The organism is Vibrio sp. 10N.261.51.F12 (assembly GCF_041471725.1).
Lineage (GTDB): Bacteria > Pseudomonadota > Gammaproteobacteria > Enterobacterales > Vibrionaceae > Vibrio.
Window position 1 is genome coordinate 15,335 of record NZ_JBFROV010000011.1, and the last position, 25,853, is coordinate 41,187.

Consider the following 25,853-nt stretch of genomic DNA (forward strand, 5'->3'; position numbering starts at 1 on the left):
TTATGGTGGCGTCATTTTACTTGCAGAAGGTCGACTCACACCTTCTGGCACATTAAGACTCATAGCGTGCTGAGAGAGTTCACGGATAATGTGGCCCACTTCATCACTCGGGGTTATGACTTCAATTAACAAGGTTCCTGAGCCATTAGCTAGATGAGAGGTTAACGTAGACTCAAGTTCGCTTTTCGATTTAGGGTGACTATAGGCCAAGTTAAACTGTGCCGCCGCATGTTTGAATTGATAACCATGGGGCATTTGATAACACGCACTCTTTTGCTCGGCGGGAACCGGGAGCAAATCAAAAATAGCGCCGCCATCATTGTTGGTGACAACGATAACATTGGGCTGAGTCTCATTCGTCAACAACGCTAATGAGTTTAGGTCATAAAGTAACGAGGTGTCGCCAAGATAGAGTACTAAAGAAGAGTCATCTACTCGCGTGATACCACTTGCGGTCGCTACCAAGCCATCAATACCCGACGCACCTCTATTGCTAAACGTTTCGAGTCCTTGCATGGATGACACCATATCCACTAAGCGCACAATAAGGCTGTTGCCTAAGAACACCCGTGTCCCTTCGGGCAATGCCTGAACGCTTCGCGCCACGTCAAATTCAGACAGCGTGTCACGTGGTGATAGCCTCATACTCATCGCTTGAGCATAGGGCTTAAGGTCTCTAGCCCAGCCATAGAAATTTGAGGTCGTAAAGGTGAGAATAGCGGCGTCTAACCACGATTTAACGTCAACATTAAGGTGCATCATCGGCAGGTGATCTGGGTTTAGACGATCGCAGTACTCCGTCAATAAGATGCACTGGGTACCAGCATTGACTTGCTTCGCCAGCCATTGATTGAGGCGTTTAGAGACAAATCGAGCGCCAACTTGCAACACAACCTCGCACTCAGAAAGCCGCTGTTTCGCATCCATGTTTTGCAACCAAAGATCATAATGTTGCCAGTCGCTACTTTGACCAGATTGTGGGTCAAATAAAATCGGCCACCCTAGTTGCTTCGCGAAAGTTTTCGCTTTACTGGCTGTTCGAAGATCGACATTACCAACAATAATTACGCCTTTTTTACTCACAAGATCGAGCGAAGGCATTGTAGCCAAATGGTCGTGGATAGGCGACGACCCATAATCCACATACGCCGTGTTACCTTGCCACCAGCTTTGGATAGAGCGACAATAATCCTCAAAGATTGATTTGTCTTCCCCACCATAAAGCGGTTCTGGAAATGGGCAATTGATATGAAGGCTGCCACCATGTTGGCGCTGATATTCCATCGCGTGATCAACGGTGGTTAATAACCAATTCAATGACACTTCCGTACTTGGGGAAGGCAAAGCGACGGCCTTAGACACATGATTGGAAAAAATTCCGGTTTGCACAATGGCTTGATTTGCGCCACATTCAAGGAGCTCAAGCGGCCTATCGGATGTCAGTAGGATCAACCGTTCTTTGGTTAACATCGATTCAGCCACGGCAGGCAATAGATTCGCAACGGCGGTACCAGAGGTCACAACCACCGCAACGGCATGTTGTGTCGCCTTAGCGATCCCTAACGCCAGAAACCCTAAACCACGCTCGTCAAAATGGTGATGAAGTGTGAACCCTCCATGAGCGACGGCTTCTAATGTCAACGGCGTGGAGCGAGACCCTGGAGCGATACAAAGGTGACGCACCCCTTTTCGATACAGCTCCTCCAACATCACTTGAGTCCACAACCGGTTAAGCGCTGCCTGATGATTCATCATGATGCTACGCCAAGGGGCGGATGCTCTGAAATAAGGCTCAGTAGCGTCGACATCTTTTTATCCAGCTCTTGCCACTCATGCTCAGCCACCGAGCCGGGAACAATTCCCGCGCCCGCAAAAAGTTGCATTTGGTCGTTAACCAGTAACGCACTACGAATTGCTACACAAAACTCTGCACTTTCGTGGCTAAGGTAGCCAACTGAACCCGCGTACCAGCCTCGAGCAAACGGCTCGTGCTGCTCAATATATTGCATCGCCGCTTGACGAGGTAAACCTGCAACGGCAGCCGTGGGCTGCAACGCCTGTAATAGCTGTACGCCATTGATTCCCGAATCCAAGCGCGCATGGATATTACGTTTTAAATGCTGAACTTTTCTCAAACGAACCAGCCGAAGCTCTTCCTCTACTTCCACGGAACGAGAATGCGGGGCTAAGCTCTGCAGGATGTCATCCACCACATACTGGTTTTCATTGATGTTTTTTGCATCTTGAGTCAACCAGTTAGAGAGTTTCATATCAAGTGATGCATTGCCACCACGACCTATCGTGCCCGCTAGCGCTTCCGTCTCTAGCTCTTGTCCGCGGCGTCGATATAGGCGCTCAGGCGTTGAACCGACAAAGCTATGTGACGGTGACAATGCCATTAGAAAATGGAAACTATGATGGTTTTTTAGATAACTGGCTTTAAGAAGCTGAGCGGGTGATATTGGTGTTTGAAGATCAATTGAGGTCTTTCTTGCCAGCACAACTTTCTTGAATTTGTCGTCTTCAATACCTTGTAGGACGTCATCGACCAAATCGCGCCACTGGGATTCATTCGGTGTGTGTGTCACCGCCATAACGGACGAGGCTAGTGGTGCCAATTCTTGTGGTGTCGCAATCAATCGTTGTAGCGCGAGTATTGACGTTTCTTTTGCCATGCCGATGTTAACGGCAAGACGCCAGCCTGTATCAAAGCGAATCAACTCTATTTGCGGCAAAAAGAAAAACGCAGACATGCAGCGACGGTTTTTTTCAGTATGCCCGTCAAAAGAACGGCCGCCCCAGACTCTTTGATCTCGACCTAGGATCGCATAAGCCGGTGCAGGCTCAGAAAAGGTGTGCAACTGCCCCAGTGCCACCACTTCCTCGCGAGTATCACGAGACTGCCAATAGAACTTAGGATAATGAGGTTGGGCATCTAACCAATCGATCGTTGGTGTCTTGGGATTGCCACCCAGCGGTTGTTCGAGACGCTTGATCCCTGATGGTACATTCTTCAATTTTTCAAGAAGCTGGACAATAGCTTGTTTTAAATGAGACAAATCAACCTCAAAACGATTTATTTTATATTAATTATATAGGTTAACTATAGATACAGAAGCTACTGTATTTATACCTACAGGATAGATCAAGCATCATCACTTTAATTTGTTGGTCTTGTGCCGTAGTACGAGACAACCGGATTCATATCAACACTTTATTTGACACTTTTCTTAGATTTTTATTCTATAAAAATCCAATCTGGTGTAATTTGGTAAAGAAATTATCGGATTTTTAGGAACATAACAATGAAAAATATCGAGATGTCGTCAAAACTCGATAATGTCTGCTACGACATTCGAGGACCAGTACTCAAACATGCTAAACGCATGGAGGAAGAGGGGCATAAAATCCTGAAGCTTAATATAGGAAACCCCGCCCCTTTTGGTTTTGACGCCCCCGATGAAATCTTAGTCGATGTGATAAGAAACTTACCAACATCGCAAGGTTATTGTGATTCCAAAGGTATATACTCCGCTCGCAAGGCTGTGGTTCAACATTACCAAAAAAGAGGCATCCATAGCCTAGACGTCGAAGACGTGTATATCGGTAATGGTGTCTCTGAGCTTATTGTAATGGCGATGCAAGCTCTGTTAAACAACGGAGATGAAATGTTAGTTCCCGCTCCTGACTATCCACTATGGACAGCAGCGGTCTCTCTCTCTGGCGGCAACCCCGTTCACTACCTATGTGATGAGGAGTCGGACTGGTACCCTGACCTTGATGACATTAAGAGAAAAATCACCCCGAAGACTCGCGGCATTGTTCTAATCAACCCGAACAACCCAACCGGCGCGGTTTACAGTCGTGATTTTTTACTCGAGGTCATTGAGATTGCACGTCAACACAAGCTGATTATTTTTGCTGACGAAATCTACGATAAAGTGCTCTATGACGGCGCCACTCACATCCCTGTCGCAACACTCGCTGAGGATGTACTTGTCCTCACCTTCAATGGTTTATCCAAGTCCTATCGCGTATGTGGTTTTCGTGGCGGCTGGATGTTCTTAACAGGGCCAAAGGAGCATGCCGTCGGCTATATCGCCGGCTTAGAAATGTTGGCGTCGATGCGATTATGTGCCAATGTGCCCATGCAACACGCCATACAAACGGCCTTGGGTGGATATCAGAGTATCAATGAGCTCATATTACCTGGGGGACGCTTACTAGAGCAACGTGACAAGGCCTACGAACTCATCACACAGATACCTGGTATTTCTTGTGTGAAGCCTAAAGGGGCGATGTACCTGTTTCCTAAGATTGATACCAAGATGTACAACATCAAAGATGATCAACGTATGGTGCTCGATTTCCTCAAGCAAGAAAAAGTACTGCTAGTACAAGGAACGGGATTCAACTGGCCAAAGCCTGATCACTTCAGAATAGTGACGCTACCCCATGTCGAAGACCTTGAGCTCGCAATCGGTCGATTTGAGAAGTTCCTGACAACTTATAGCCAGTAACTCTTTCATATTATTATTAATAAGCCTATTCTTATTGAATGCCGCGCCGTGAGGTGCGGCATTTTTTTAAGGAGTACATTGCATGGATGACCGCAGTCACAAAGAAAGTCACTTTTTCGCCCACCTTGCTAGAATGAAGCTAATCCAACGCTGGCCACTCATGCGCTCAGTATCGAGTGAAAACATCTCAGAGCATAGCCTTCAGGTCGCTTTTGTCGCTCATGCCTTAGCCATTATCAAAAACAAAAAATTTGGCGGAGCAACGAATCCTGAACGGATTGCTATCTTAGCGATGTATCATGATACAAGTGAAGTGTTAACGGGCGACCTTCCGACGCCGGTTAAATACTACAACCCTGATATCGCCAAAGAATACAAAAAAATTGAAGCCGCCGCTGAGCAGAAGCTCCTATCAATGCTACCAGAAGAATTCCAAGAAGATTTTAAACCTTTTGTTATATCGAATTGTGCTTACGAAGAAGACACCAAAATTGTTAAGCAAGCGGATTCACTTTGTGCTTATTTAAAGTGCCTCGAAGAACTCAGTGCGGGCAACCACGAATTTGCTCTGGCCAAGAAACGACTCGATCAAACGTTAGAATCCATCAAAACCGACGAAATGACGTATTTTTTAAATACCTTTGCACCAAGTTTTGAATTGTCACTCGATGAGATTAGCTAACCGATTTGAACGACACCGTTTTATATGAATGACACATCCATCAGTTTAGAGAGTGTGGTAATACAATGGATCTAGAGCAACCCGTTGTTTGGCAATCAAGACATAGCGATGAACATAAACTTCGACGCAATGATCACCGAGATCCCTACCAGCGGGATCGCGCACGGGTACTACATTCCGCTGCGTTTAGACGCCTGCAAGCAAAAACCCAAGTCCATGGCACCGGGGGCAATGACTTCCACAGAACTCGACTTACGCATTCGCTCGAAGCCGCTCAAATTGGTTCAGGCATTGTGTCGCACCTACGCCAAAAGCAGCCTGAGTATACAAGGCTGTTACCAAGTGATGCGTTAATTGAAACCTTGTGCCTCGCGCATGATATTGGCCATCCTCCTTATGGCCATGGCGGCGAAGTTGCCCTCAATTATATGATGCGAGACTATGGTGGCTTCGAGGGCAATGCGCAAACGTTTCGCATTGTGACTCAGCTTGAACCTTACACTGAACACCATGGGATGAATCTCACCCGGCGGGCATTACTGGGTTTACTCAAATACCCCGCGTGTCTCAGCCAAACCTGCGCACGCACCCTGCCAGAACCGGTTCGACACCAACGTCAATTAAAAGCAAAAAACTGGTCACCAGCCAAAGGTATCTACGATCAAGACAAGGCTCAATTTGACTGGGTAACGCAACCGTTAAGTCAGGCCGATCGACAAAATCTTCAACAGATGCGCCTAGCAAAAACGGAGGCCTATCAACACAACAAAACCAAATTTAAGTCGTTAGATTGCTCGATTATGGAACTCGCCGATGACATTGCTTACGGCGTACATGATTTAGAAGACGCGATCGTGTTGGAATTAATCACAAAAGAAATCTGGCGTCGCGGTATTGAGAGTAAGCTGCAATTACAGAGCAACGTGTGGTTCAACAAGCATTTCAACGACATTACGGACTTACTGTTTTCAGGCAAGCACTACCAACGAAAGGACGCCATTGGCGGTATCGTGAATGCCCTACTGACCAGCATTTCCGTATCAGCGCACCGCCACTCCGCATTCGATAGCCCTTTACTCAATTTTAATGCCTACCTAGAACCCGAAATGGCGCATGTGCTCGATATCCTAAAACAGTTTGTGAGCGAATACGTGATACAGGTGCCTCGAGTGCAGATTTTTGAATATAAGGGTCAGCAGATTATTATGGATCTCTTCGAGGCATTCAGCGCCGATCCAGAACGGCTATTACCTGAATCAACTAAAGCGACCTGGTTGCAAGCCAGCGGTTACCAGGATCAAGGAATGCGAGTGATCGCCGATTATATTTCAGCAATGACGGACGGGTACGCGCAAAGAATGCATCAACAGTTATTTGCGGCGCATTCACACTTGTAATACACAGCCTGTCATTAAAGCCCCCCTAATCGCCTTTGCGATGCCGACGTAAGACAAGCGAAAAACAGAACGACAGAGTTACTGGTAGTTCTGCTCAAATACACCAGGTGGCATTTGCGAAATATGAAACTCAATCATTTGTTCAAATGCATAAATAAGAGAACTAAAATCCTGCTCTGGTTCTAGGATCGATAAGACATGGTAACCAGCCTCGACCGTCGACAATGCGTTACTGGTTGGCGCCTTTCTAATTCGGTAATCCCCCTCTAAGTCGAGTGGTAACTGCACGAGCGGTAGGGCGTGAAGATTGGTGGACAATGTCCACATTTTAAAGGCTTTCTTCCAGGTCCCATCTAGCAAGATAATACGAAGTGGCCTAGGATCACTGTTCTTCACAAGCTCAGAGATTGGGGTAGATTGCTCACTAAGAAATAAGACACAGGTTCGCACACTCGTATCGCTGAGTAACGAGTTGAGGTCATTATGATCGGTAAAGTTTTCACCGATAAACAAACGAGTGTTCGGTAATGATAACTGAAGGATTTTTGCAGTACCAAGTGGCCGTTTTTCTTCACTAGAATGCTGTAAGATAATCAACTCAGAGTCACAATGAACCGATGTAATCCATTGACAAATACAGGCTCGTTTTGCTTTTAAACATTGAGGACAATATCGCAACATGACTTTTTCTTTCGTCATAAGACTGGCTCTCATCTCACTATTTTGCTTAGTGTTACAAATCCCCGAGATCCAACATTGGGTGATATGGGACCGAGGGTTAATTTCTAACGGTGAATGGTGGCGGATAGTAACAGGAAATTTCTCACACACCAACCTTGCACATCTAGCCATGAACTTGGCTGGGCTTGTTGTGATTTGTTACCTCTTCACACCAACGAAAAAAGCACTCTATGTTCTGCTGGCGCTGTTATCGCTAACGATCGGGCTTGGGCTTCTATTAACCCCGCTCAACGCTTACTTAGGACTTTCTGGGGTGTTACATGGCTTATTTGCTTATTGGGCGCTGAGCGAATGTCTCGGAGGAAGAAAAAACAGTATATGGTTGATAGTCGGTGTTGTCGCTAAGGTCACATGGGAGACATTATTCGGTGCGTCTCAATCAACGATAGACCTGATTGCCGCCAATGTTGCGACCGAAGCCCATGCAATAGGTACCGTCGCAGGGCTTCTTTTTTCGTTAGGCTATTGGTTATACAACCGAGTACCTTTACAACAAAATTCGTGAACGATTTTTCTCAACGGTCGCTGGACCGACCCCTTTTACATGAGTGAGATCATCGATCGTTTTGAACTCTCCATGTTTGTCGCGGTACTCCACGATGCTTTTTGCTTTTTCAATGCCAATCCCACTTAGCAAGGCCGCAATTTCATCAGGATCAGCTTGATTGACATTGACCGTAATATCGATACCTTCCAACTTATCAGCGTTTGCTGCAAAACTGGTTGATAATGGGCTCAATGTGAATAAAACCACAAGCCATGCTGACAGTAGTACTTTCATCGTAACTTCCTTTCTAGTTAATGAAGTTTCAAAGTACACGCCAACATAGGAATAACCAGTAAGCAAAGCTCAAAATAAAACGGGTCGCTTTCGCGACCCGTTTTTAGTTTATTATCAATTGCACAATTACTGTGAACTCACCACGTTTATAATGGCAAAGTCGATGTCATTATTCTGCAACGATAAGGTACTCAATTTCTGTATTCTTACGAAGGATCGTTAATACAGAAGCAAGGTCTTGTTGTGTTGCCGCTCGCTCCATTTGAGCGCCAATTTGCTCGTTGTACATTGGATCGGCGTTTGCTGCTACCTTACTTAGTTCGATAACAACCACATTACCTTCAGCATCTTTTGCTTGAGCAAAAGTTACTTCGCCTTCCGCTGGTTTTGCCATCGCAAATACCGTACCCGCCAAAGCAGAACTACGGTCGATAGCTTCTAGCTCACCAAAGCTCAATGCATTTGCCGTCAATGCGTCTGTTTTGCCTTCTTTCAGCTCGTTAACCAATTGAACACCGAGCGCCATCGCAGCTTGCTCACCTTTAACATTTGCTAACTGTGATTTAACTTGCTCACTGACTTCTTCCAGTGGAAGAACCGTTTCATTGCGTACTTCTTCAACTCGAACCACGACAATATGCTCAGGTTCAACTTCCATTGCTTCTGAGTTCAGGCCGTCTTCTTTTACTTCAGGAGACTGAAGCGCTTGCATAACGGCTTGATTTTGAAGAATAGCAGGCACGTCAGCAAGAGAAACGAAATCTGTTGTCACGACTTTTTGGTTAATTGCTGATGCAGCGTCATCTAATGAATCTGGGTATTCAAAGGCAATTTTTTCCAGTTCATTTTGCAGATTATAAAAATCATCAACCGCAAGCTGATCCGCTAGCTCAGAAACAATTTCATCTTTCACTTCTGCAAGTGGTTTAGACTCTGATGCCTTGATTTCATCAAGTTGAATAATGTGGTAACCAAAGTCTGATTTGACTAATTGCGTTCTATCACCAACATTTTGAAGGGCAAATGCCGCCTCTTCGAAAGCAGGATCCATCACATCACGTTCAATCCAACCCAGAGAGCCACCTTCTTCAGCACTGCCGAAATCGTCTGACTTTTCTTGAGCCAAAGTCGCAAAGTCAGCACCTGCGTTTAGTTCGTCTAGAATCGCTTGTGCTTTCGCTTCGTCATCGCCTTGGATAAGGATGTGACTCACTTTACGTTGCTCAGCCGTCGAGTACTTATCTAGATGCTCATTATAATACTGAGTCACTTGCTCATCTGAAATATCAACGTTGCCTTTCAATGCTTGAGCAGACAGCTCTACATAAGAGATTTTCAACTGCTCAGGGCGAGTAAACTGCGCTGGGTTAGCATCGTAATATTGTTGAATTTCTTCTTCAGTCAATGATGCTTGTTTAGAGAAATCGGCAAGAGACAGTGTCAGTGTTTTGATATCTCGTGTTTGAGTCAGAAGCTGGCTTTGCAGCTCAATCTCACTTGGAAGGGTAAACTCACTGCCTTGCAATGCAGAAAGCAGCTGATTACGTACGATGTCTGTGCGCAGATACTCAGCAAAGCTGTCAGCACTGAATCCAGCGCGTCTCAGGGTTGCTTGGTAGATATCTTGGTCAAACTTACCATCGCTTTGAAATTGTGGCATTTCAAGAATCATCTGGCGAATTTGAGCATCACCAATACGAAGTCCTAGTGACTCTGCATGTTGCTCAAGTAACACGTCGTTAATCATGCGATCAAGCACAGACTTACGGAACGATTCCACATAATTCGGATCAGCCAGTAACGTCGAAAAATAATCCCCCATTTGTGATTGCATTCGATTCCGCTCATTTTGATAAGCTTGCTCAAATTCACCACGACTGATCTCAACATTTCCAACTTTTGCTGCCGTGTTACCACTGCCACCTGTGATGTAGCTGCCTACGCCCGCAAACACAAAAGATAGGATAATGAGTCCAAGGATAATCTTAACTGCGATACTATTCACGCCTTCGCGCATTCGCTCCATCATAATTTTATTACTCTCCAGATAGGAAGGTTTATCTTCTACTGAATAGGATAATATCAGAAAAAGAAATGCGCATCAGTAAGATGCGCATATTTAAAAAAGGGTGGCTTTTCGAGCCGCTCAAACCCTATTTAAGGTCTGATTTTTGTTCAGTTAATAAGCAATTTGCTTCCAACTGTAACAATTGATTAGTTACAAGCGTCTTTCAGCGCTTTACCTGCTTTAAATGCGGGTACTTTTGCTTCTGCGATTTGGATTTCATCACCCGTTTTTGGGTTACGACCGGTGCGAGCGGCACGAGTACGTACGCTGAATGTACCAAAGCCAACTAGTGCAACTTGATCGCCATCTTCTAGAGTAGTACTTACTGCTTCGATGAATGCGTCTAATGCACGTCCAGCTGAAGCTTTAGATAGGTCTGCGTTTTCTGCAATTTTTTCTACTAATTGAGTTTTGTTCACTGTGTTTCCCCTTAAGTGTTACCGAGTTATTATTTTGGAAAAGGTAACGTTAGTTCCGTTCTAGTAATAAAAGACTCTAAGCCTTGTCTATCAAGGGTTCAGAGTTACATAGCTAAAGTTAGTGCTACAAAAAAACGCTGACAAGCTTTTTTTACTTATCAGCGTATTTCTTTTATCTAAATTTGGAGCGCATCACTATTTTACAGGCTCAAACGCAGCCCCGAGGGGTGCTCGCTCTAGTGCAATTTCTAGAACATCATCAATCCATTGCACTGGGATCACTTTCAAATCAGCAATAACGTTGTCTGGAATCTCTTCCAAATCACGTTCATTGTCCTTAGGAATTAGCACGGTTTTGATTCCGCCACGGTGTGCCGCTAGGAGTTTTTCCTTTAGGCCACCGATAGGAAGCACTTCACCACGAAGCGTGATCTCACCGGTCATTGCTACCTCAGCTTTGACTGGATTCCCCGTTAAGCTAGACACCAATGCTGTACACATAGCAATACCTGCACTCGGTCCATCTTTTGGTGTTGCCCCTTCTGGAACATGGACGTGAATATCACGTTTTTCATAAAAATCGGTATTGATACCCAATTTGTCGGCTCGCGATCGCACGACGGTCATGGCGGCTTGAATAGACTCTTGCATCACATCACCAAGCGAACCTGTTTGCGTCAGCTTACCTTTGCCAACCATTGATTCAGTTTCAATAGTGAGCAGATCACCACCAACTTCGGTCCACGCCAGTCCAGTAACTTGACCTACTCGGTTACTGTCATCGGCTTTACCAAAGTCGCAACGCTGCACACCAAGGAACTCTTTCAAGTTTTCTTGGTTAACAATCACTTGCTTCAGTTCAGGCTTAAGAAGAATGTTCTTCACCGCTTTACGACAAATCTTAGAGATCTCGCGCTCAAGGCTACGCACACCCGCTTCACGCGTGTAATAACGAATAATGCCAAGGATTGCTGAATCTTCAATCTCAATCTCATGGGGTTTCAAGCCATTACGTTGCACCTGCTTGTCCACTAGGTGACGTCGCGCAATGTTTAGCTTTTCATCTTCCGTGTAACCAGATAAACGAATCACTTCCATACGATCAAGCAAAGGACCTGGAATATTCATCGAGTTCGACGTCGCCACAAACATCACGTCAGAGAGATCGTAATCAACTTCGAGGTAATGGTCGTTGAATGCCACATTCTGTTCAGGGTCAAGTACTTCTAACAATGCTGATGATGGATCACCTCGCATGTCTGAGGCCATCTTGTCGATTTCATCCAGCAAGAACAATGGGTTTTTCACGCCCACTTTCGACATTTTTTGGATCAGCTTACCCGGCATAGAACCGATGTAGGTACGTCTATGGCCGCGAATCTCAGCTTCATCTCGAACGCCACCCAATGCCATACGAGTATACTTACGCCCCGTAGCGGCCGCGATAGAGCGTCCTAATGAGGTTTTACCGACACCCGGAGGACCGACTAGACACAGAATAGGGCCCTTGAGTTTATTAATACGGTTTTGAACCGCCAAATACTCAAGAATGCGTTCTTTCACTCGCTCAAGGCCATAATGGTCTTCGTTCAGCACTTCTTCGGCTTTTGCTAGGTTCTTTTTCACTTTAGAACGCTTTGCCCAAGGTACACCGACCATCCAGTCAATATAACTGCGAACCACGGTCGCTTCCGCCGACATTGGTGACATCATTTTGAGCTTTTGAAGCTCTTGTTCTGTCTTTTCTTTTGCTTCTTGAGGCATTTTCGATTCTTCAATCTTTGCCTTAAGAGTTTCAAATTCGTCAGGTGCGTCGTCTAAGTCGCCCAGTTCTTTCTGAATCGCTTTCATTTGCTCATTCAGATAGTACTCGCGCTGAGATTTTTCCATCTGCTTTTTAACGCGACCACGAATGCGCTTCTCAACTTGCAGAAGGTCTATCTCAGACTCCATCTGCCCCATCAAGAACTCTAAGCGCTCAGACACATCAAGTAACTCGAGCACTTGTTGTTTATCAACAAGTTTCAATGGCATATGCGCAGCGATGGTATCCGCTAGGCGTGCTGCTTCATCAATGCCGCTCAGTGACGTCAACACTTCTGGTGGGATTTTTTTATTGAGCTTAATAAACCCTTCGAACTGATCAATAGCACTGCGAACAATCACTTCTTCTTCGCGTTCTTCAAGTTCTGGGGTAATAAGGAACTCAGCGTCCGCCATGAAGAACTCTTCATCACGGTAAGAATTTATTTTTGCTCTCTGCTGCCCTTCAACAAGAACTTTGACCGTTCCATCAGGGAGTTTTAGCAATTGAAGAATTGTGGCAACGGTGCCAGTCGTGAAAAGGTCTTCAATCGTTGGTTCTTCAGTATCTGCTTCTTTTTGAGCGACGAGTAGTATCTGCTTGTCATTGTCCATTGCCGCTTCTAAGCAACTAATTGACTTTTCGCGACCAACAAACAAAGGGATTACCATATGTGGGTAGACCACAACATCGCGCAGAGGCAATACCGGGATTTCAATACGCTCGGAACGTTCCAAGTTCATATTATTCTCTCTTCCGCTTAGTATTATTTTCTGTATATGGGGGCGTATTCGTTGGATTCAATAAAAGAATAAAAAAAAGGAGGTATCCAATACCTCCTTTTCTATTACTATCGCAATTTAGTCTGCACTTGCAACCTGATTATCATTGCTGCTGTAGATAAGTAGCGGTTCTGACTCACCATTTATCACACTTTCATCAATAACAACCTTGCTCACGTCTGTGGCAGATGGCAGTTCATACATTGTTTCTAGAAGGACACCTTCTAGAATCGAACGTAGACCACGAGCACCCGTTTTACGATCCATTGCTTTTTTAGCAATCGCTCGAAGTGCATCTTCACGGAACTCAAGTTCAGCACCTTCAAGGTCAAATAACGCACCGTACTGTTTAGTCAGGGCGTTCTTTGGCTCATTCAGAATTTGAATCAGCGCTTGTTCATCAAGCTCAGTCAAGGTCGCTGTAACCGGTAGACGACCGATGAATTCTGGGATCAGACCATATTTCACCAAATCTTCAGGTTCAACCTGCTTAAACAGCTCACCAGCCGTCTTGGTTTCATCTATAGAGCGAACTTCAGCTCCAAAACCAATACCTGCACCCGTTGCTACGCGTTGGTCGATGACCTTATCTAGGCCTGAAAACGCACCGCCACAAATAAATAGGATCTTCGATGTATCTACCTGTAAAAACTCTTGTTGAGGATGTTTGCGTCCGCCCTGAGGAGGAACAGAAGCAACGGTACCTTCAACAAGTTTCAATAGTGCTTGTTGAACGCCCTCACCAGACACGTCACGTGTAATTGATGGGTTTTCTGCCTTACGAGAGATCTTGTCAATCTCATCGATATACACAATACCACGCTCAGCTTTCGCAACGTCGTAATCACATTTTTGAAGAAGTTTTTGAATAATATTCTCAACATCTTCACCCACATAACCGGCTTCGGTTAGTGTGGTGGCATCAGCCATTGTAAATGGAACATCTAGGAAACGAGCAAGCGTCTCTGCAAGCAATGTTTTACCACTACCTGTAGGACCGATAAGAAGAATATTACTCTTACCAAGTTCTACTCCTTCCGCCGTGGTATCACCATTGCGCAAGCGCTTGTAATGGTTATAAACGGCAACGGAGAGGACTTTCTTCGCATGGTCTTGTCCGATTACATAGTCATCAAGATGAGACCGAATATCTTTTGGCGTGGGTAACGCTTCAGATTCTTTTTTCGGTAACACATCTTTGATTTCTTCACGAATAATATCGTTACACAAATCAACGCATTCATCGCAGACGTAAACAGAAGGACCCGCGATTAGCTTGCGAACTTCGTGCTGACTTTTGCCACAGAAAGAGCAATACAGCAGTTTACCACTACCACTCTCTTTGCTTTTATCTGTCATTCGCTAACCTCTTAGCCTGTACTTTCTATGGTTTGAGTGTATATCAATTTAGACCAAAATGCGTCCGAGAATTAATTATTCTCGCTGAACAAATTGGTCTATCTACAATCAAACAGTTATGGATTAACCTCGCTGGGTCAATACCTCATCAATAATGCCATATTCTGCGGCTTGAGCTGCCGACATGAAATTATCGCGGTCCGTATCTTTTTCAAGTACTTCCAACGGCTGACCAGTGTGTTCTGCAAGTAACTTGTTCAGTTTATCTTTAATGGTCAGAATTTCTTGAGCATGGATTTGAATATCCGACGCTTGCCCTTGGAATCCACCAAGCGGCTGATGAATCATAACGCGAGAATTTGGCAAAGCAAAACGCTTGCCAGGTGCACCACCCGCCAATAGGAACGCACCCATTGAACAAGCTTGACCTGTACATAACGTACTGACATTTGGTTTGATGAACTGCATGGTGTCATAAATAGACATACCCGCAGTCACACTGCCACCAGGTGAGTTAATGTATAGGAAGATGTCTTTGTCAGGATTTTCTGATTCTAAGAAAAGCAGTTGGGCAACCACAAGGTTCGCCATGTTGTCTTCCACTTGACCCGTCAAGAAAATGATTCGTTCTTTTAGTAGTCGAGAAAAAATATCATAAGAGCGTTCACCACGGGAAGTTTGTTCAACCACCATTGGTACTAGCGCGTTCATAATTGGCGACATTGCATTTTTTTCTTGGTAGCTCATATTCTTATGTCCCTAAAATAAATGGCCCGGATGATAAACATCATACGGACCATTGTTAACAGAGAAGTCGACTCTAAGTCAACCTTCTATACAAGATATTGCTTATTGAGCTGGTTGCTGATTCATTAGCTCGTTAAAGCTAACTTCTTTATCAGAAACCTGTGCTTTAGCAAGAATTGCATCGATAGCTTGCTCTTCTAGTGCAACGTTGCGCATGTTGTTCATCATTTGCTCGTTTTGCGCGTAGTATTCCATAACTTCTGTTGGGTCTTCGTACGCTGTTGCCATTTCAGAGATAAGTGCTTGCACTTTCTCTTCGCTAGCTTCTAGTTTCTCAGCTTTAATCACTTCACCTAGAAGAAGGCCAACAACAACACGACGCTTCGCTTGCTCTTCGAATAATTCACGTGGAAGTTGTTCTGCCGCTTCAGGGTTACCACCGAAACGCTGTGCAGCTTGTTGGCGTAGGCCAACAATTTCTTGGTCGATTAGAGCTGAAGGAACGTCCATGTCGTTCTCTTTAACTAGACCGTCAAGCGCTTGCTCTTTGATGCGGTTTTTGATCGCTTGCTTAAGCTCACGTTCCATATTCTTACGAACTTCAGCTTTAAGCGCTTCAACGCCGCCTTCGTTCACACCGAACTTAGAAACGAACTCATCGCTTAGCTCAGGAAGCTCACGAGCTTCAACTTTGCTTACTTTGATCGCAAATTTCGCTGCTTTACCTTTTAGGTTCTCAGCGTGGTAATCTTCTGGGAAGTTTACGTCGATTTCAAATTCCATGCCGGCAGTTTTGCCTTTAACACCGTCTTCAAAACCAGGAATCATGCGGCCAGCACCCATCTCTAGTGGGAAGTTCTCAGCTTTACCGCCTTCGAATTCTTCACCGTCGATAGAACCAACGAAATCGATAGTAACACGCTTACCATCTTCTGCTGCTTCTTCAACATCTGTCCACGTAGCTTGTTGCTTACGTAGTGTGTCGATCATTTCTTCAACGTCAGAATCGTTAACTTCTGTTGTTGGTTTTTCAACAACGATGTTTTCTAGGCCAGCAAGCTCAACTTCTGGGTAAACTTCAAACGTTGCAGCGAAAACAAGATCTTTGCCAGCTTCGTTTTCAACAGGTGTAAATGTTGGCGCACCTGCTGGGTTGATTTTTTCTTTAACGATAGCTTCGATGAAGTGACGTTGCATAACCTCACCCATCACGTCTTGACGTACTGCTTGGCCGTACATTTGCGCAACCATTTTCATTGGCACTTTGCCTTTACGGAAGCCATCAAAACGACGGTTTTTCGCGATGTTGCGTAGTTCAGCTGTCACTGCATCTTCGATGTTTGCAGCAGGAACGGTAATGTTTAGACGGCGCTCTAGGCCCTCTAGAGTTTCAACAGTAACTTGCATTCTATAAACCTCAGTTTGGCTCAGTTTTAGCCGAGCGTATGAGCATCCATATCAACATAAAAAGGTATCACTACCTTCATAGGCGATATTTCTGCTTCATCCTTGTTAGTGCAAAAATGCACCTTCTAAATAGGTATCGATAATCATCAAGATATTTCATGATTATCGGACTAATGAGTGACGTCTTCTTGTAGCGAAGTAGAACTTCGAAGGCATCTCCGATTAGTCTCAGGACAAAATTTCAGACGCGACATTCTAGCGATCTCAGTCTGTGGTGTCGAGTCGAACTCCGTTCAATCGCAGGTTTTGTCACTAATTACTCAATGAAACGAACAAACCGAGGAATTTAAACTCGGTTCCAACCTGAAATGGGGACATTATTGATATTTTCAAGAAAATAAACGGTTTTTTTTGTCAAACCTTTAAAAACGCGAACTAAGTCCTCTTTCTTACCTTGTTACATCTCACTTCATATAACTTTTTTGCCACATATTCGCCAAATTCGTTAACCTATGGAGGCGAGAATTACGGAGGTCAAATGCGTTTAAAACCGATACTACTTAGCTTTATCGCTCTATTTGCCCTCATATCCGTCATCGGAGGGCAATGGTACTGGCAGCACAACTTCACATCATTACAAGGTCAACATGAAAGCTGGTTGAACCGATTTGTTGAAAACATAGATAGTAAACTCGACAAATACCGGCATATTCCGCAGCTTCTTTCCCAAGATCGTGAGTTGGTCGATGCACTCTTGTCGCCAGATAACAGCGCTCAGCTAGAAGTAACGAACCGCTACCTATCGCAGGCCAATCGCATTGTGCAGGCTTCGGATACTTACTTAATTGATAAATTTGGCAACACGATTGCTTCTAGCAACTGGCATTTACCTCATTCTTTTGTTGGTAAAAACTTCGCATTTAGACCGTATTTTCAACAAGCGATTCAAGGAAGACAAAGCAGTTACTTTGCTCTGGGATCAACCTCTGGACGCCGAGGGTATTACTATTCTTATCCTGTCACATACGCCGCCGAGCATATCGGCGTTGTCGTGGTCAAAATGGATCTCTCAACGATTGAACGCAACTGGCAAAGCGACACCAGTATCTATGTGGCCACCGATAATCACCATGTGGTTTTCATGTCTAGTGACGCCGACTGGTTGTTTCATAGCTTGTCCTCCATAGACGATGATGCATTAGAAGACATCAAACAATCCCGCCAATATCTCACTACCTCCATCCAGGATTTAGGCTTTAAAGGTAAATTGTCGGGAGATTCCAGTGTCATTACCAAACCCAGCCGTAATGTCTTTACCCAAGACTTCCTGATGACCCAGCGAGATTCCGGCGTTCCCAACTTAACACTGCGCGTACTCACGCCCCTGTCGACACTCTATATTGATATTGTTGGCTTCGTATTTATCCTATTTCTACTGTTTGTGACCGCTTATCTCATTGTCGTTCTGATCGCAATGCGCCAATCAAAACATCGCCAGATTGAACGCCTGCAAGCCGAAGCAAAACAAAAGCTTGAATTTCTCGTGATGGAGCGTACGTCTGAGCTTCATGTAGAAATTGATGAGCGAGTAAAAACAGAAAAAGCGCTCAGAAAAACCCAAGATGAACTCGTGCAAGCAGCCAAACTCGCGGTATTAGGGCAGATGTCAGCAAGCATTAGCCATGAGTTAAATAACCCACTAGCGGCTATTCGCAGCTTCGCTGAAAATGGACAACGCTTCATCGATAAAGACAACATCGATCGAGCAAAAGACAACTTAGCCCGGATTGTCGTGCTCACAGAACGAATGGCTAAGATTAGCCAGCAATTGAAATCATTTGCGCGGCGCAGTGACGCCAATGAATTGAGTGAAGTCCGCCTCGCCCCTGTCATTTTTTCAACCATAGAATTAGTCCAGCCACAACTCAAAACCAGCCAGGTTACTTTGGATTATCTCGCATCGGATGAGGTGATTGTTATTTGGGTGAACCCTATTCAAGTCGAACAAGTACTCATTAACCTTATCAGTAACGCGGTACAAGCGATGGAGCACCGCCAATCTAAACGACTCCAGATATCGGTAGAAACCCATCCCAATAATGTATCAATTCATATCGATGATTCCGGCCCAGGACTTGATAAGCAAACTATCAATGACTTATTTGAACCCTTCTATACAACGAAAGACAACGGTCTAGGGCTCGGGCTATCGATTTCTCAGCAGATTATTCATAATCTCAAAGGTAAAATATCAGTGGCAAGTTCACCATTAGGAGGGGCTCGCTTTACGGTCGCCCTTCCGAGAGTTCGCGACGAAAGCTCACTCAATCACAACAGTGGCTATGATGGTGGCAGTCGTAACAGTAACGACGATGCTGGTAGTCGTAAAGCAGCCAAACCTAACGAGCTATAAAGGTTACGGCTTCTGCATATAGCGGTTTAAGCATGTCATCGTGTAGGTAAATAACCGCTTAGTTTGTCGCCAATTAAACCACGTACCAACTAAACTACTCACCAACTAAAGCGCTCACTGACTAAAGCGCTTACTGACTAAGTTTGCAGCGAATAAGGATTAACCTATGAGCCATGTGTTCCTCATTGATGATGAATCGGATATACGGATTGCGTTACAGCAAAGTTTTGACCTCGCGGATATCAACGCGCAGTGCTTTTCATCAGTGGAGGATGCATTACTCGCACTGCAGCACCAAGAAACGCCCCCTATGGTTATTATTTCTGATATCCGCCTACCTGGGTTATCAGGGATGGACCTCTTGAGAACCATTACTCATCGGCATCACGATATTCCTGTTATTTTAATAACGGGGCATGGTGATATTTCAATGGCGGTTCAAGCCATTCATGAAGGCGCTTATGACTTCATTGAAAAACCCTTCTCTGCCGACCGCCTCATTGAGACGACATTGCGGGCGATAGAGAAGCGCCAACTGACCCTAGAGAATGAACGCCTCAAACAATCACTGAAAGTAAGCCAAACCCTCGGCCCTCGAATTATCGGTGACACTCCCATCATTCAAGATCTTAGACAGACCATCACTGCGGTCGCCGATACCAACGCTGATATTCTATTGTTTGGCGAAACGGGCACAGGCAAAGAACTGGTGGCGCGGTCATTACATGAACAAAGCACAAGACGAGAAGCCAACTTTGTTGCTGTCAATTGTGGGGCCGTGCCAGAAAACCTGATCGAAAGCGAATTATATGGTCATGAAAAAGGGGCCTTTACCGGTGCAGACAGTGTGCGAGTGGGCAAATTTGAACATGCCCAAGGTGGAACTCTGTTCCTTGATGAGATTGAATCTATGCCGATGCAAGCCCAGATTCGCTTACTCAGAGTGCTACAAGAAAGGGTCATTGAGCGCATCGGCTCCAACCACTTAATGCCACTTGATATTCGCATTATTGCGGCCACAAAAGTTGATTTAAAAAAGGCAGCATCGAACGGGGTGTTTCGCGAAGACCTCTATTATCGCCTCAACGTAGTGACGCTGCACCTCCCCTCTCTTCGTCAGCGGAAAGAAGATATCCCCGCGCTTTTCCATCACTTTTTGTTAGTTGCAGCCGCTCGGTACGGAAAAACAGCCAGCACACTTCCCGCTAAAGACCTGCAAACGTTAATGAGCCAAAATTGGCCCGGCAATGTCAGAGAGTTGAGAAATTGCGCTGAACGGTTCGTTTTACTGGGTAAACTCAGTAACGTCGGACAACCTGATAACACCAATACAGATACACCATTAACGATACAAGTGGCGGAATTCGAGAAAGCCTTGATAGAGCAAACATTGATTAGCTGTGATGGAAAAATTAACGAAACCATGGCCACACTGCAAACCGCGCGCAAAACGCTTTACGACAAGATGCAAAAGTACGGCCTGGATAAAAACAATTATAAGAAGGAATAGGCAAGGTCTACGTAGGATAGATGGCGAGCTTAGCGCTCAAAGGTCATGACGTAATGTAGAAGACGAAATAAACTCGTAAATTTAATACCGAATCCTACACTTAATTTAACAGTAACAAATTGGTAACATTAAGGGGTTATGTATGGGCGAAAAAATAACGGTACCGGCCATTACTGAAACCATTGAGATTGATGGTGTTTATTACGTTGAGCAACGTGAATTCCAAGAACGCAGAAAGCAACGTAGTCAAAGAATATTTTACGAACGACGCTCCTCTGATGACCCGCGCCTAAAAAACATCAAACACATTGACGAAGAGGTATGAACCTTTTTCGTCAATGCACCATTATTTTCGCTACTTGGTAATGATCTCTGGCCCCATTAGCAACGTTGGTAACCAAGTCGATACCCACGGTACGTAAGTCACGATAATCAAGAACAAGAACATGACACCTACCCAGGGTAGAGCGGCTTTTACCACATTCATCATCGACATTTTCGCAACCCCTGCCGTGACAAATAAATTCAACCCAACCGGTGGCGTAATCATCCCTATTTCCATGTTCACCACCATCATGATTCCAAGGTGAATAGGATCAATACCCAAAGCAATAGCAATTGGAAACACTAAAGGTGCCACGATAATGAGCAGCCCTGATGGTTCCATAAACTGCCCGCCAAGCAACAATAAGATGTTAACCACAATTAAGAAGGTGATCGGTCCTAGCCCTGCAGACAGCATAGATTCAGTGATCATCTGAGGAATACGTTCTTCCGTTAATACATGCTTTAAAATCAAGGCATTAGCAATGATAAATAACAGCATTATCGTCAGCTTTCCTGCCTCATATAAGGTGTGTTTTGTGTCTTGATGCACAAACGCTTCCACAACCTTAACCAGCACAGGCTTGGTATTCTTTTTATCCGCAAATGGTCCCATGTCTTTGTAGATAAAGTTGGCAATCAGGAATGAATACACGGCAGCCACCGCCGCCGCCTCCGTCGGCGTGAAAATACCACCATAAATACCACCAAGGATAATCACGACCAGCAGTAATCCCCAACTTGCGTCTTTTGCGGAGTCGAACGCTTCTCTCCACCCCACAAACGGCTGCTTGGGTAATCCTTTTACTCGCGCGGCAATATAAATGGCAATCATCAACATTAGACCTGCGAGCAAACCAGGGATAACGCCACCCAAAAACATGCGACCTACCGACACATCCGTTGCAGCCGCATAAACCACCATAACAATAGAGGGAGGAATCAAGATTCCCAGCGTCCCTGCGTTACAAATGACCCCGGCCGCAAATTCTTTGGTATAGCCGTTCTTGATCATACCCGCAATCACAATGCTACCGATCGCTACGACGGTCGCTGGCGACGAACCAGACAGAGCGGCAAACATCATACAGGCCACAACCGATGCCATCGCCAAACCACCACGAAATGAACCCACCATCGCAATTGCGAAGCGAATGATTCGTTTAGCCACTCCTCCTGTCGACATAAAGCTCGACGCTAGAATGAAAAATGGAATCGCAAGCAGGGTATAGTGACCCGCGAAAGCATTAAAAAGCGTCTGCGCCACTGATGCCAAAGACGCATCTGAATGCATTAATAGAAATAAAACACTCGATAAACCCAATGATATCGCAATGGGTACGCCCACGAGCATAAAAGCAATAACCATTAAAAATAGAAATAAAATCGCCATCGATTATTGCCCCTTATCCTTGGTGTCACTGGTGTTATGTTCACTTTCTGACGAGCGGCGTTGTTGCGAGGTATTCAGGCTTTCAAAGGCGTTATTGTCTGCCATTTCAGCCTTTAGTGCTTCCAAGTCTTCCTCTGCTTCATGCCCTGCAATCATCCGGTCCATCTTGCCAGTCACAACCTGATAAGCGACCTGAAGGAAGCGATAGGTAAGCATGGCCATACCAATAGGCAATGCCATGTAAGGAATAAAGCGAGGTAATTTTTCATAACGCTCCCCTTCATTCAGCCAATCCGCTAAAAATTGCAAGATCTCCGGCATTGGGATGTCATCGGTTTCATACCAGGCACGTTCCGTCACGAAGGGATACCAATAATTCCAAGAACCGATAAGGAGCAAAATTGAGAACGTCAAACAGCTTAGTACCGCGACAATCGCACATACCTTACGCCATTTCTCGGACACCATATTGATGATGACGTCTACGCCGATGTGAAAGTGTTTTTTTACCCCATAGGACGCGCCGACCAAGACCATCCATGCGAACATAAATACGGTCAACTCCAGCGCCCAAAGAATATTGTCATTAAAGACATAACGCGAAATAACATTCGCAAACGTCAAGAGAGTCATCGCACCTAAAAAGAAGGCAATGAGTGTTTCTTCAAACGCATCGGTGACGTTACCGACTTTAGTCATTATTGATTGTTCCATGTGAACCATCACTTTAAAAATAAGGGCAGAAAGGTAGACCTTGTTCCAACAAGGTCCATAGAAATGAATAGGTACTGACGTAAGCTGCACGATTACCTCGAGTACTCGCTTGAGAGTACGCTGGTATTAAGCACTGCGAGGGTGAGCACCAATATTATGAGCACGAACGACATGAATACAGTGGTGACATTACATCCACGCCGCTCGCACCGTTCCTCGTATTACTGTTGATTAGACGCCAATGCCGCCTCTATCAGTTCAGCGCCAATATCTTTCTCAAACTTCGTCCAAACTGGTTTAAGTGCATCGACCCATTGTTGACGCTGCTCTGGTGTCAGCGTGCGAACTTCACCACCGGCCTCAATGATATTATTCTTGTTGGCAAGGTTAACCTGACCAGATTCTGCATTTCGGGTCTCCGTCACCTCTTGGATAATCGTACCTAACTGGCTGCGAACATCATCTGGCAACTCTTTCCAGAAGTCGTTCGATGTCACGACTAAATAATCCAAAATGCCATGGTTGGTTTCTGTTACCCCATCTTGTACTTCAAAAAACTTTTTGCCGTAGATGTTTGACCATGTATTTTCTTGGCCATCGATGACTTTAGTTTGCAAGCCTCCATAAACCTCTTTGAACGACATTTTTTGTGGATTGGCACCGAGTTGTTCAAATTGAGCCACGAGCACATCTGAGGCTTGAACTCGAAATTTTAGGCCTTTTGCATCTTCAGGAACCAATAACGGCTTATTCGCCGACATTTGCTTCATGCCATTGTGCCAAAAAGCCAGGCCTTGCAGGCCACGACGTTTCATGGCGTTCTTAAGTTTTTCGCCGGATTCAGAGTTCTGGAAACGGTCGACAGCGTTCACGTCTTCAAACAAAAAAGGTAAATCGAAAATGCGGTATTTTTTAGTGAACTTTTCAAACTTAGACAATGACGGTGCCGCTAACTGAACATCACCATTTAACATGGCTTCCAACACTTTGTTGTCATCATATAGCGTTGAGTTAGGGAAGACCTGCATACAAGCCTTACCGTTCATTTCTGTATTAACACGCTCTTCAAGAAGAGAAGCGGCAATCCCCTTGGGATGCTTATCCGTATTCGTTACATGACTAAACTTGATGACAATTTCACCAGGGTCGCAATTAGCCGCCGCATTAAAACTGGCAATCGACAAGATGGAAACGGTAAGTAGGGATAGAGGCTTTAACATTCTTGTTCTCCTTGGATTGAAGCAGTCCCGTCAATGGGTACTGATACTTCAATAGAGCAAGAAGAATACCAATTACATTATTATCAATAATTTCAAAACGTTAATGATTTTTTAGGGCGTTCAAGTTGAAATACGCCGAAAAAATGGGGGGAAACCCACCCATCAAATAGGCATTGACGGGTGATTATTGACTCATTGATAAGGCAAGATGATCACGTTGATACGAAAAACCTCGCGTGATCATTCATTACCTGTCTAATTAAAATCGTTTGCCTCGCTCACCGAGTGCTGCGGACAAAATGATTTTGTACCATGGCGTCTAGGTAGGTCTCCGTTTTAACAAAATCAAAATGTAGCGGGTTAAGCAATGCGCCAAACAAAGGCGCTCCGCCACCAAGTAACACTGGAATAGTGGTGATGATGAGCTCATCGATCATATCTTCTTTTAAGAAATTTTGTATCGTCACCCCACCGTCTATGTAAAGATTCTGATACCCCTTTGCGTTGATATCACTGACCACTTCTTTTAATGGGCCCTTGACCATAAATACCTTGTCTTCGTAGCCCGTTGGGACCGAATCCATCGTGTTCGACAGGACAAAAACGGGCTTGCTGTAAGGCCAATCGACACCAAAACTCAGTACCATCTCTAATGTATTACGGCCCATGACCATGGCATCAATACGATCGAAGTGGTCGTTATACCCCATATCTAACCCTTCTGGGTTTGGTATCGTATGTAACCAGTCAATCTTTCCTTTTTTATCGGCAATATACCCATCTAAACTCGTCGCTATAAAAACACTGTTTGACATGATCGGACCCACTCTCATTGGTTCATTTGAACGTCATTATTGATTCATTAAAACAACCGCGCTTACTTTAATGCTGTAAACGTAGGCGTCAGACTTGGCTTTTAATTCATCTTACACTAAAATATTCTACACTGTAGAAATTAATATTAGTTTAGCGAGTAAAGTCAATGGCTGTCAAGGACAAGAAACGAGGTCGACCTAAAGCCGGCAGCGGCTCATTAAGTGCCGAACATATACTCATCGTTGCAAAAGACATCATGTGCCAAGAAGGAAAAATGCCTAGTATTCGAAAGCTAGCGTTGGCATTAAACGTCGATGCGATGGCGATCTATCATTACTTCAACAATAAAAATGCACTCCTTGAGGCCATCACGGTTTCTCTGGTCGAAGATATTTATCAGCCCCGCACCGACAGCCCCTGGAAAGTAGAACTAGAGGCACTCTGTATCAGTTATCTAGGCTTACTAAATAAATACCCAGGGCTGTTAGAAACATTGCTCACGATGACGTCTTTGGGTCCTGCCAACGTATTTTCTGAACGATTTAATCAGGTCACGAACGTCTTTCAGCTTTCGACCCGCCAAGCCGACGATGCCCTAGACCTCCTCGCCGATTACTTACATGGATTCGCTTTTGCTCTCAACTGCGACACAACAGGCACAACTTTAAGTCCATTAAAGATTAAAGGGCCATTGGAGTTGTATTGTTCGGCACTGGAGTACCAGTCATCGAAGAGGATAGAGAATAGAGAATAGAG

The 25,853-nt window shown here is 44.8% G+C and carries 22 protein-coding genes; 8 read left to right on the forward strand and 14 right to left on the reverse strand.

Annotated elements, in window-relative coordinates:
- Complete coding sequence (menD, locus tag AB4405_RS05825; RefSeq protein ID WP_372060048.1) at positions 1 to 1,752, reverse strand: 2-succinyl-5-enolpyruvyl-6-hydroxy-3-cyclohexene-1-carboxylic-acid synthase; 1,752 nt, start codon at positions 1,750 to 1,752, stop codon at positions 1 to 3.
- Entirely contained in the window at positions 1,752 to 3,059 is a 1,308-nt protein-coding gene (locus AB4405_RS05830; RefSeq protein ID WP_102470987.1) for an isochorismate synthase MenF, read from the reverse strand. Before AB4405_RS05830 ends, menD begins: the two co-directional genes overlap by 1 nt.
- Before the next feature lie 246 nt (positions 3,060 to 3,305).
- Here AB4405_RS05830 and AB4405_RS05835 point away from each other — a divergent pair, with 246 nt between their 5' ends.
- From AB4405_RS05835 to AB4405_RS05845, 3 genes are all read left to right on the forward strand, one after another.
- Positions 3,306 to 4,520: a pyridoxal phosphate-dependent aminotransferase gene (locus AB4405_RS05835; protein WP_102470988.1), complete on the forward strand. Its 1,215-nt coding sequence runs from the start codon at positions 3,306 to 3,308 to the stop codon at positions 4,518 to 4,520.
- A gap of 82 nt (positions 4,521 to 4,602) precedes the next feature.
- A complete protein-coding gene (yfbR, locus tag AB4405_RS05840; RefSeq protein WP_372060015.1) occupies positions 4,603 to 5,202 on the forward strand; it encodes a 5'-deoxynucleotidase in 600 nt (199 codons plus the stop codon).
- 65 nt (positions 5,203 to 5,267) lie between these two features.
- Positions 5,268 to 6,599, forward strand: coding sequence for an anti-phage deoxyguanosine triphosphatase (locus tag AB4405_RS05845; RefSeq protein ID WP_372060016.1), 1,332 nt, complete (start codon positions 5,268 to 5,270; stop codon positions 6,597 to 6,599).
- A gap of 78 nt (positions 6,600 to 6,677) precedes the next feature.
- Here AB4405_RS05845 and AB4405_RS05850 read toward each other — a convergent pair whose 3' ends face one another.
- Positions 6,678 to 7,280: a tRNA-uridine aminocarboxypropyltransferase gene (locus AB4405_RS05850; protein WP_372060049.1), complete on the reverse strand. Its 603-nt coding sequence runs from the start codon at positions 7,278 to 7,280 to the stop codon at positions 6,678 to 6,680.
- On the opposite strand from AB4405_RS05850, the gene rrtA reads away from it, so the two are divergent.
- On the forward strand, positions 7,279 to 7,845 hold the full coding sequence (gene rrtA / locus AB4405_RS05855; RefSeq protein WP_372060017.1) for a rhombosortase: 567 nt from the start codon (positions 7,279 to 7,281) through the stop codon (positions 7,843 to 7,845). The two genes, AB4405_RS05850 and rrtA, sit on opposite strands and share 2 nt — an antisense overlap.
- Here the strand turns inward: rrtA and AB4405_RS05860 are convergent.
- From AB4405_RS05860 to tig, 7 genes are all read right to left on the reverse strand, one after another.
- Positions 7,828 to 8,121 (reverse strand): helix-hairpin-helix domain-containing protein, encoded by a 294-nt coding sequence (locus AB4405_RS05860; protein WP_102470993.1) that lies wholly within the window; start codon positions 8,119 to 8,121, stop codon positions 7,828 to 7,830. The two genes, rrtA and AB4405_RS05860, sit on opposite strands and share 18 nt — an antisense overlap.
- A gap of 169 nt (positions 8,122 to 8,290) precedes the next feature.
- On the reverse strand, positions 8,291 to 10,150 hold the full coding sequence (gene ppiD, locus AB4405_RS05865) for a peptidylprolyl isomerase (protein WP_372060019.1): 1,860 nt from the start codon (positions 10,148 to 10,150) through the stop codon (positions 8,291 to 8,293).
- Between the two features lie 185 nt (positions 10,151 to 10,335).
- The gene (locus tag AB4405_RS05870; RefSeq protein ID WP_102470995.1) at positions 10,336 to 10,608 is read right to left on the reverse strand and encodes an HU family DNA-binding protein; all 273 of its coding nucleotides are present in this window, start codon (positions 10,606 to 10,608) and stop codon (positions 10,336 to 10,338) included.
- A gap of 195 nt (positions 10,609 to 10,803) precedes the next feature.
- Positions 10,804 to 13,155, reverse strand: a complete 2,352-nt coding sequence (gene lon, locus AB4405_RS05875; protein WP_102470996.1) for an endopeptidase La — start codon at positions 13,153 to 13,155, stop codon at positions 10,804 to 10,806.
- 117 nt (positions 13,156 to 13,272) lie between these two features.
- The gene (gene clpX, locus AB4405_RS05880) at positions 13,273 to 14,553 is read right to left on the reverse strand and encodes an ATP-dependent protease ATP-binding subunit ClpX (protein WP_102470997.1); all 1,281 of its coding nucleotides are present in this window, start codon (positions 14,551 to 14,553) and stop codon (positions 13,273 to 13,275) included.
- Positions 14,554 to 14,676: 123 nt separating this feature from the next.
- Positions 14,677 to 15,300 carry an ATP-dependent Clp endopeptidase proteolytic subunit ClpP gene (gene clpP, locus AB4405_RS05885; protein WP_102470998.1) on the reverse strand — a complete coding sequence of 208 codons (624 nt, stop codon included), beginning with the start codon at positions 15,298 to 15,300 and terminating at the stop codon, positions 14,677 to 14,679.
- Positions 15,301 to 15,402: 102 nt separating this feature from the next.
- Entirely contained in the window at positions 15,403 to 16,707 is a 1,305-nt protein-coding gene (tig, locus tag AB4405_RS05890; protein ID WP_102470999.1) for a trigger factor, read from the reverse strand.
- 538 nt (positions 16,708 to 17,245) lie between these two features.
- Here tig and AB4405_RS05895 point away from each other — a divergent pair.
- The 3 genes from AB4405_RS05895 (at position 17,246) to AB4405_RS05905 (ending at position 20,955) form a co-directional block, all read left to right on the forward strand.
- The gene (locus AB4405_RS05895) at positions 17,246 to 19,120 is read left to right on the forward strand and encodes an ATP-binding protein (RefSeq protein WP_372060020.1); all 1,875 of its coding nucleotides are present in this window, start codon (positions 17,246 to 17,248) and stop codon (positions 19,118 to 19,120) included.
- Positions 19,121 to 19,286: 166 nt separating this feature from the next.
- The gene (locus tag AB4405_RS05900) at positions 19,287 to 20,630 is read left to right on the forward strand and encodes a sigma-54-dependent transcriptional regulator (RefSeq protein ID WP_372060022.1); all 1,344 of its coding nucleotides are present in this window, start codon (positions 19,287 to 19,289) and stop codon (positions 20,628 to 20,630) included.
- A gap of 142 nt (positions 20,631 to 20,772) precedes the next feature.
- Complete coding sequence (locus AB4405_RS05905; RefSeq protein ID WP_372060024.1) at positions 20,773 to 20,955, forward strand: hypothetical protein; 183 nt, start codon at positions 20,773 to 20,775, stop codon at positions 20,953 to 20,955.
- 30 nt (positions 20,956 to 20,985) lie between these two features.
- Here the strand turns inward: AB4405_RS05905 and AB4405_RS05910 are convergent, their stop codons facing one another.
- From AB4405_RS05910 to AB4405_RS05925, 4 genes are all read right to left on the reverse strand, one after another.
- A complete protein-coding gene (locus AB4405_RS05910) occupies positions 20,986 to 22,347 on the reverse strand; it encodes a TRAP transporter large permease (RefSeq protein WP_372060025.1) in 1,362 nt (453 codons plus the stop codon).
- A 3-nt stretch (positions 22,348 to 22,350) separates the two neighbouring features.
- Entirely contained in the window at positions 22,351 to 23,061 is a 711-nt protein-coding gene (locus AB4405_RS05915; RefSeq protein WP_372060026.1) for a TRAP transporter small permease, read from the reverse strand.
- 221 nt (positions 23,062 to 23,282) lie between these two features.
- A complete protein-coding gene (locus tag AB4405_RS05920) occupies positions 23,283 to 24,281 on the reverse strand; it encodes a TRAP transporter substrate-binding protein (RefSeq protein ID WP_102471005.1) in 999 nt (332 codons plus the stop codon).
- A gap of 278 nt (positions 24,282 to 24,559) precedes the next feature.
- Positions 24,560 to 25,096 carry a dihydrofolate reductase family protein gene (locus AB4405_RS05925; protein ID WP_372060028.1) on the reverse strand — a complete coding sequence of 179 codons (537 nt, stop codon included), beginning with the start codon at positions 25,094 to 25,096 and terminating at the stop codon, positions 24,560 to 24,562.
- Between the two features lie 167 nt (positions 25,097 to 25,263).
- On the opposite strand from AB4405_RS05925, the gene AB4405_RS05930 reads away from it, so the two are divergent.
- A complete protein-coding gene (locus AB4405_RS05930) occupies positions 25,264 to 25,851 on the forward strand; it encodes a TetR/AcrR family transcriptional regulator (protein WP_372060029.1) in 588 nt (195 codons plus the stop codon).
- The last annotated feature ends 2 nt before the right edge of the window (positions 25,852 to 25,853 follow it).

What these genes read in the sequence shown, in the direction of transcription:
- clpP (WP_102470998.1), bottom strand. Translation starts at nt 15,300, where the DNA reads ATGAGCTACCAAGAAAAAAATGCAATGTCGCCAATTATGAACGCGCTA.
- rrtA (WP_372060017.1), top strand. Translation starts at nt 7,279, where the DNA reads ATGACTTTTTCTTTCGTCATAAGACTGGCTCTCATCTCACTATTTTGC.
- AB4405_RS05925 (WP_372060028.1), bottom strand. Translation starts at nt 25,096, where the DNA reads ATGTCAAACAGTGTTTTTATAGCGACGAGTTTAGATGGGTATATTGCC.
- AB4405_RS05895 (WP_372060020.1), top strand. Translation starts at nt 17,246, where the DNA reads ATGCGTTTAAAACCGATACTACTTAGCTTTATCGCTCTATTTGCCCTC.
- AB4405_RS05850 (WP_372060049.1), bottom strand. Translation starts at nt 7,280, where the DNA reads ATGTTGCGATATTGTCCTCAATGTTTAAAAGCAAAACGAGCCTGTATT.
- AB4405_RS05930 (WP_372060029.1), top strand. Translation starts at nt 25,264, where the DNA reads ATGGCTGTCAAGGACAAGAAACGAGGTCGACCTAAAGCCGGCAGCGGC.
- lon (WP_102470996.1), bottom strand. Translation starts at nt 13,155, where the DNA reads ATGAACTTGGAACGTTCCGAGCGTATTGAAATCCCGGTATTGCCTCTG.
- AB4405_RS05835 (WP_102470988.1), top strand. Translation starts at nt 3,306, where the DNA reads ATGAAAAATATCGAGATGTCGTCAAAACTCGATAATGTCTGCTACGAC.
- AB4405_RS05905 (WP_372060024.1), top strand. Translation starts at nt 20,773, where the DNA reads ATGGGCGAAAAAATAACGGTACCGGCCATTACTGAAACCATTGAGATT.
- tig (WP_102470999.1), bottom strand. Translation starts at nt 16,707, where the DNA reads ATGCAAGTTACTGTTGAAACTCTAGAGGGCCTAGAGCGCCGTCTAAAC.
- clpX (WP_102470997.1), bottom strand. Translation starts at nt 14,553, where the DNA reads ATGACAGATAAAAGCAAAGAGAGTGGTAGTGGTAAACTGCTGTATTGC.
- AB4405_RS05910 (WP_372060025.1), bottom strand. Translation starts at nt 22,347, where the DNA reads ATGGCGATTTTATTTCTATTTTTAATGGTTATTGCTTTTATGCTCGTG.
- AB4405_RS05915 (WP_372060026.1), bottom strand. Translation starts at nt 23,061, where the DNA reads ATGGAACAATCAATAATGACTAAAGTCGGTAACGTCACCGATGCGTTT.
- AB4405_RS05860 (WP_102470993.1), bottom strand. Translation starts at nt 8,121, where the DNA reads ATGAAAGTACTACTGTCAGCATGGCTTGTGGTTTTATTCACATTGAGC.
- AB4405_RS05920 (WP_102471005.1), bottom strand. Translation starts at nt 24,281, where the DNA reads ATGTTAAAGCCTCTATCCCTACTTACCGTTTCCATCTTGTCGATTGCC.
- menD (WP_372060048.1), bottom strand. Translation starts at nt 1,752, where the DNA reads ATGAATCATCAGGCAGCGCTTAACCGGTTGTGGACTCAAGTGATGTTG.
- ppiD (WP_372060019.1), bottom strand. Translation starts at nt 10,150, where the DNA reads ATGATGGAGCGAATGCGCGAAGGCGTGAATAGTATCGCAGTTAAGATT.
- AB4405_RS05845 (WP_372060016.1), top strand. Translation starts at nt 5,268, where the DNA reads ATGGATCTAGAGCAACCCGTTGTTTGGCAATCAAGACATAGCGATGAA.
- AB4405_RS05900 (WP_372060022.1), top strand. Translation starts at nt 19,287, where the DNA reads ATGAGCCATGTGTTCCTCATTGATGATGAATCGGATATACGGATTGCG.
- yfbR (WP_372060015.1), top strand. Translation starts at nt 4,603, where the DNA reads ATGGATGACCGCAGTCACAAAGAAAGTCACTTTTTCGCCCACCTTGCT.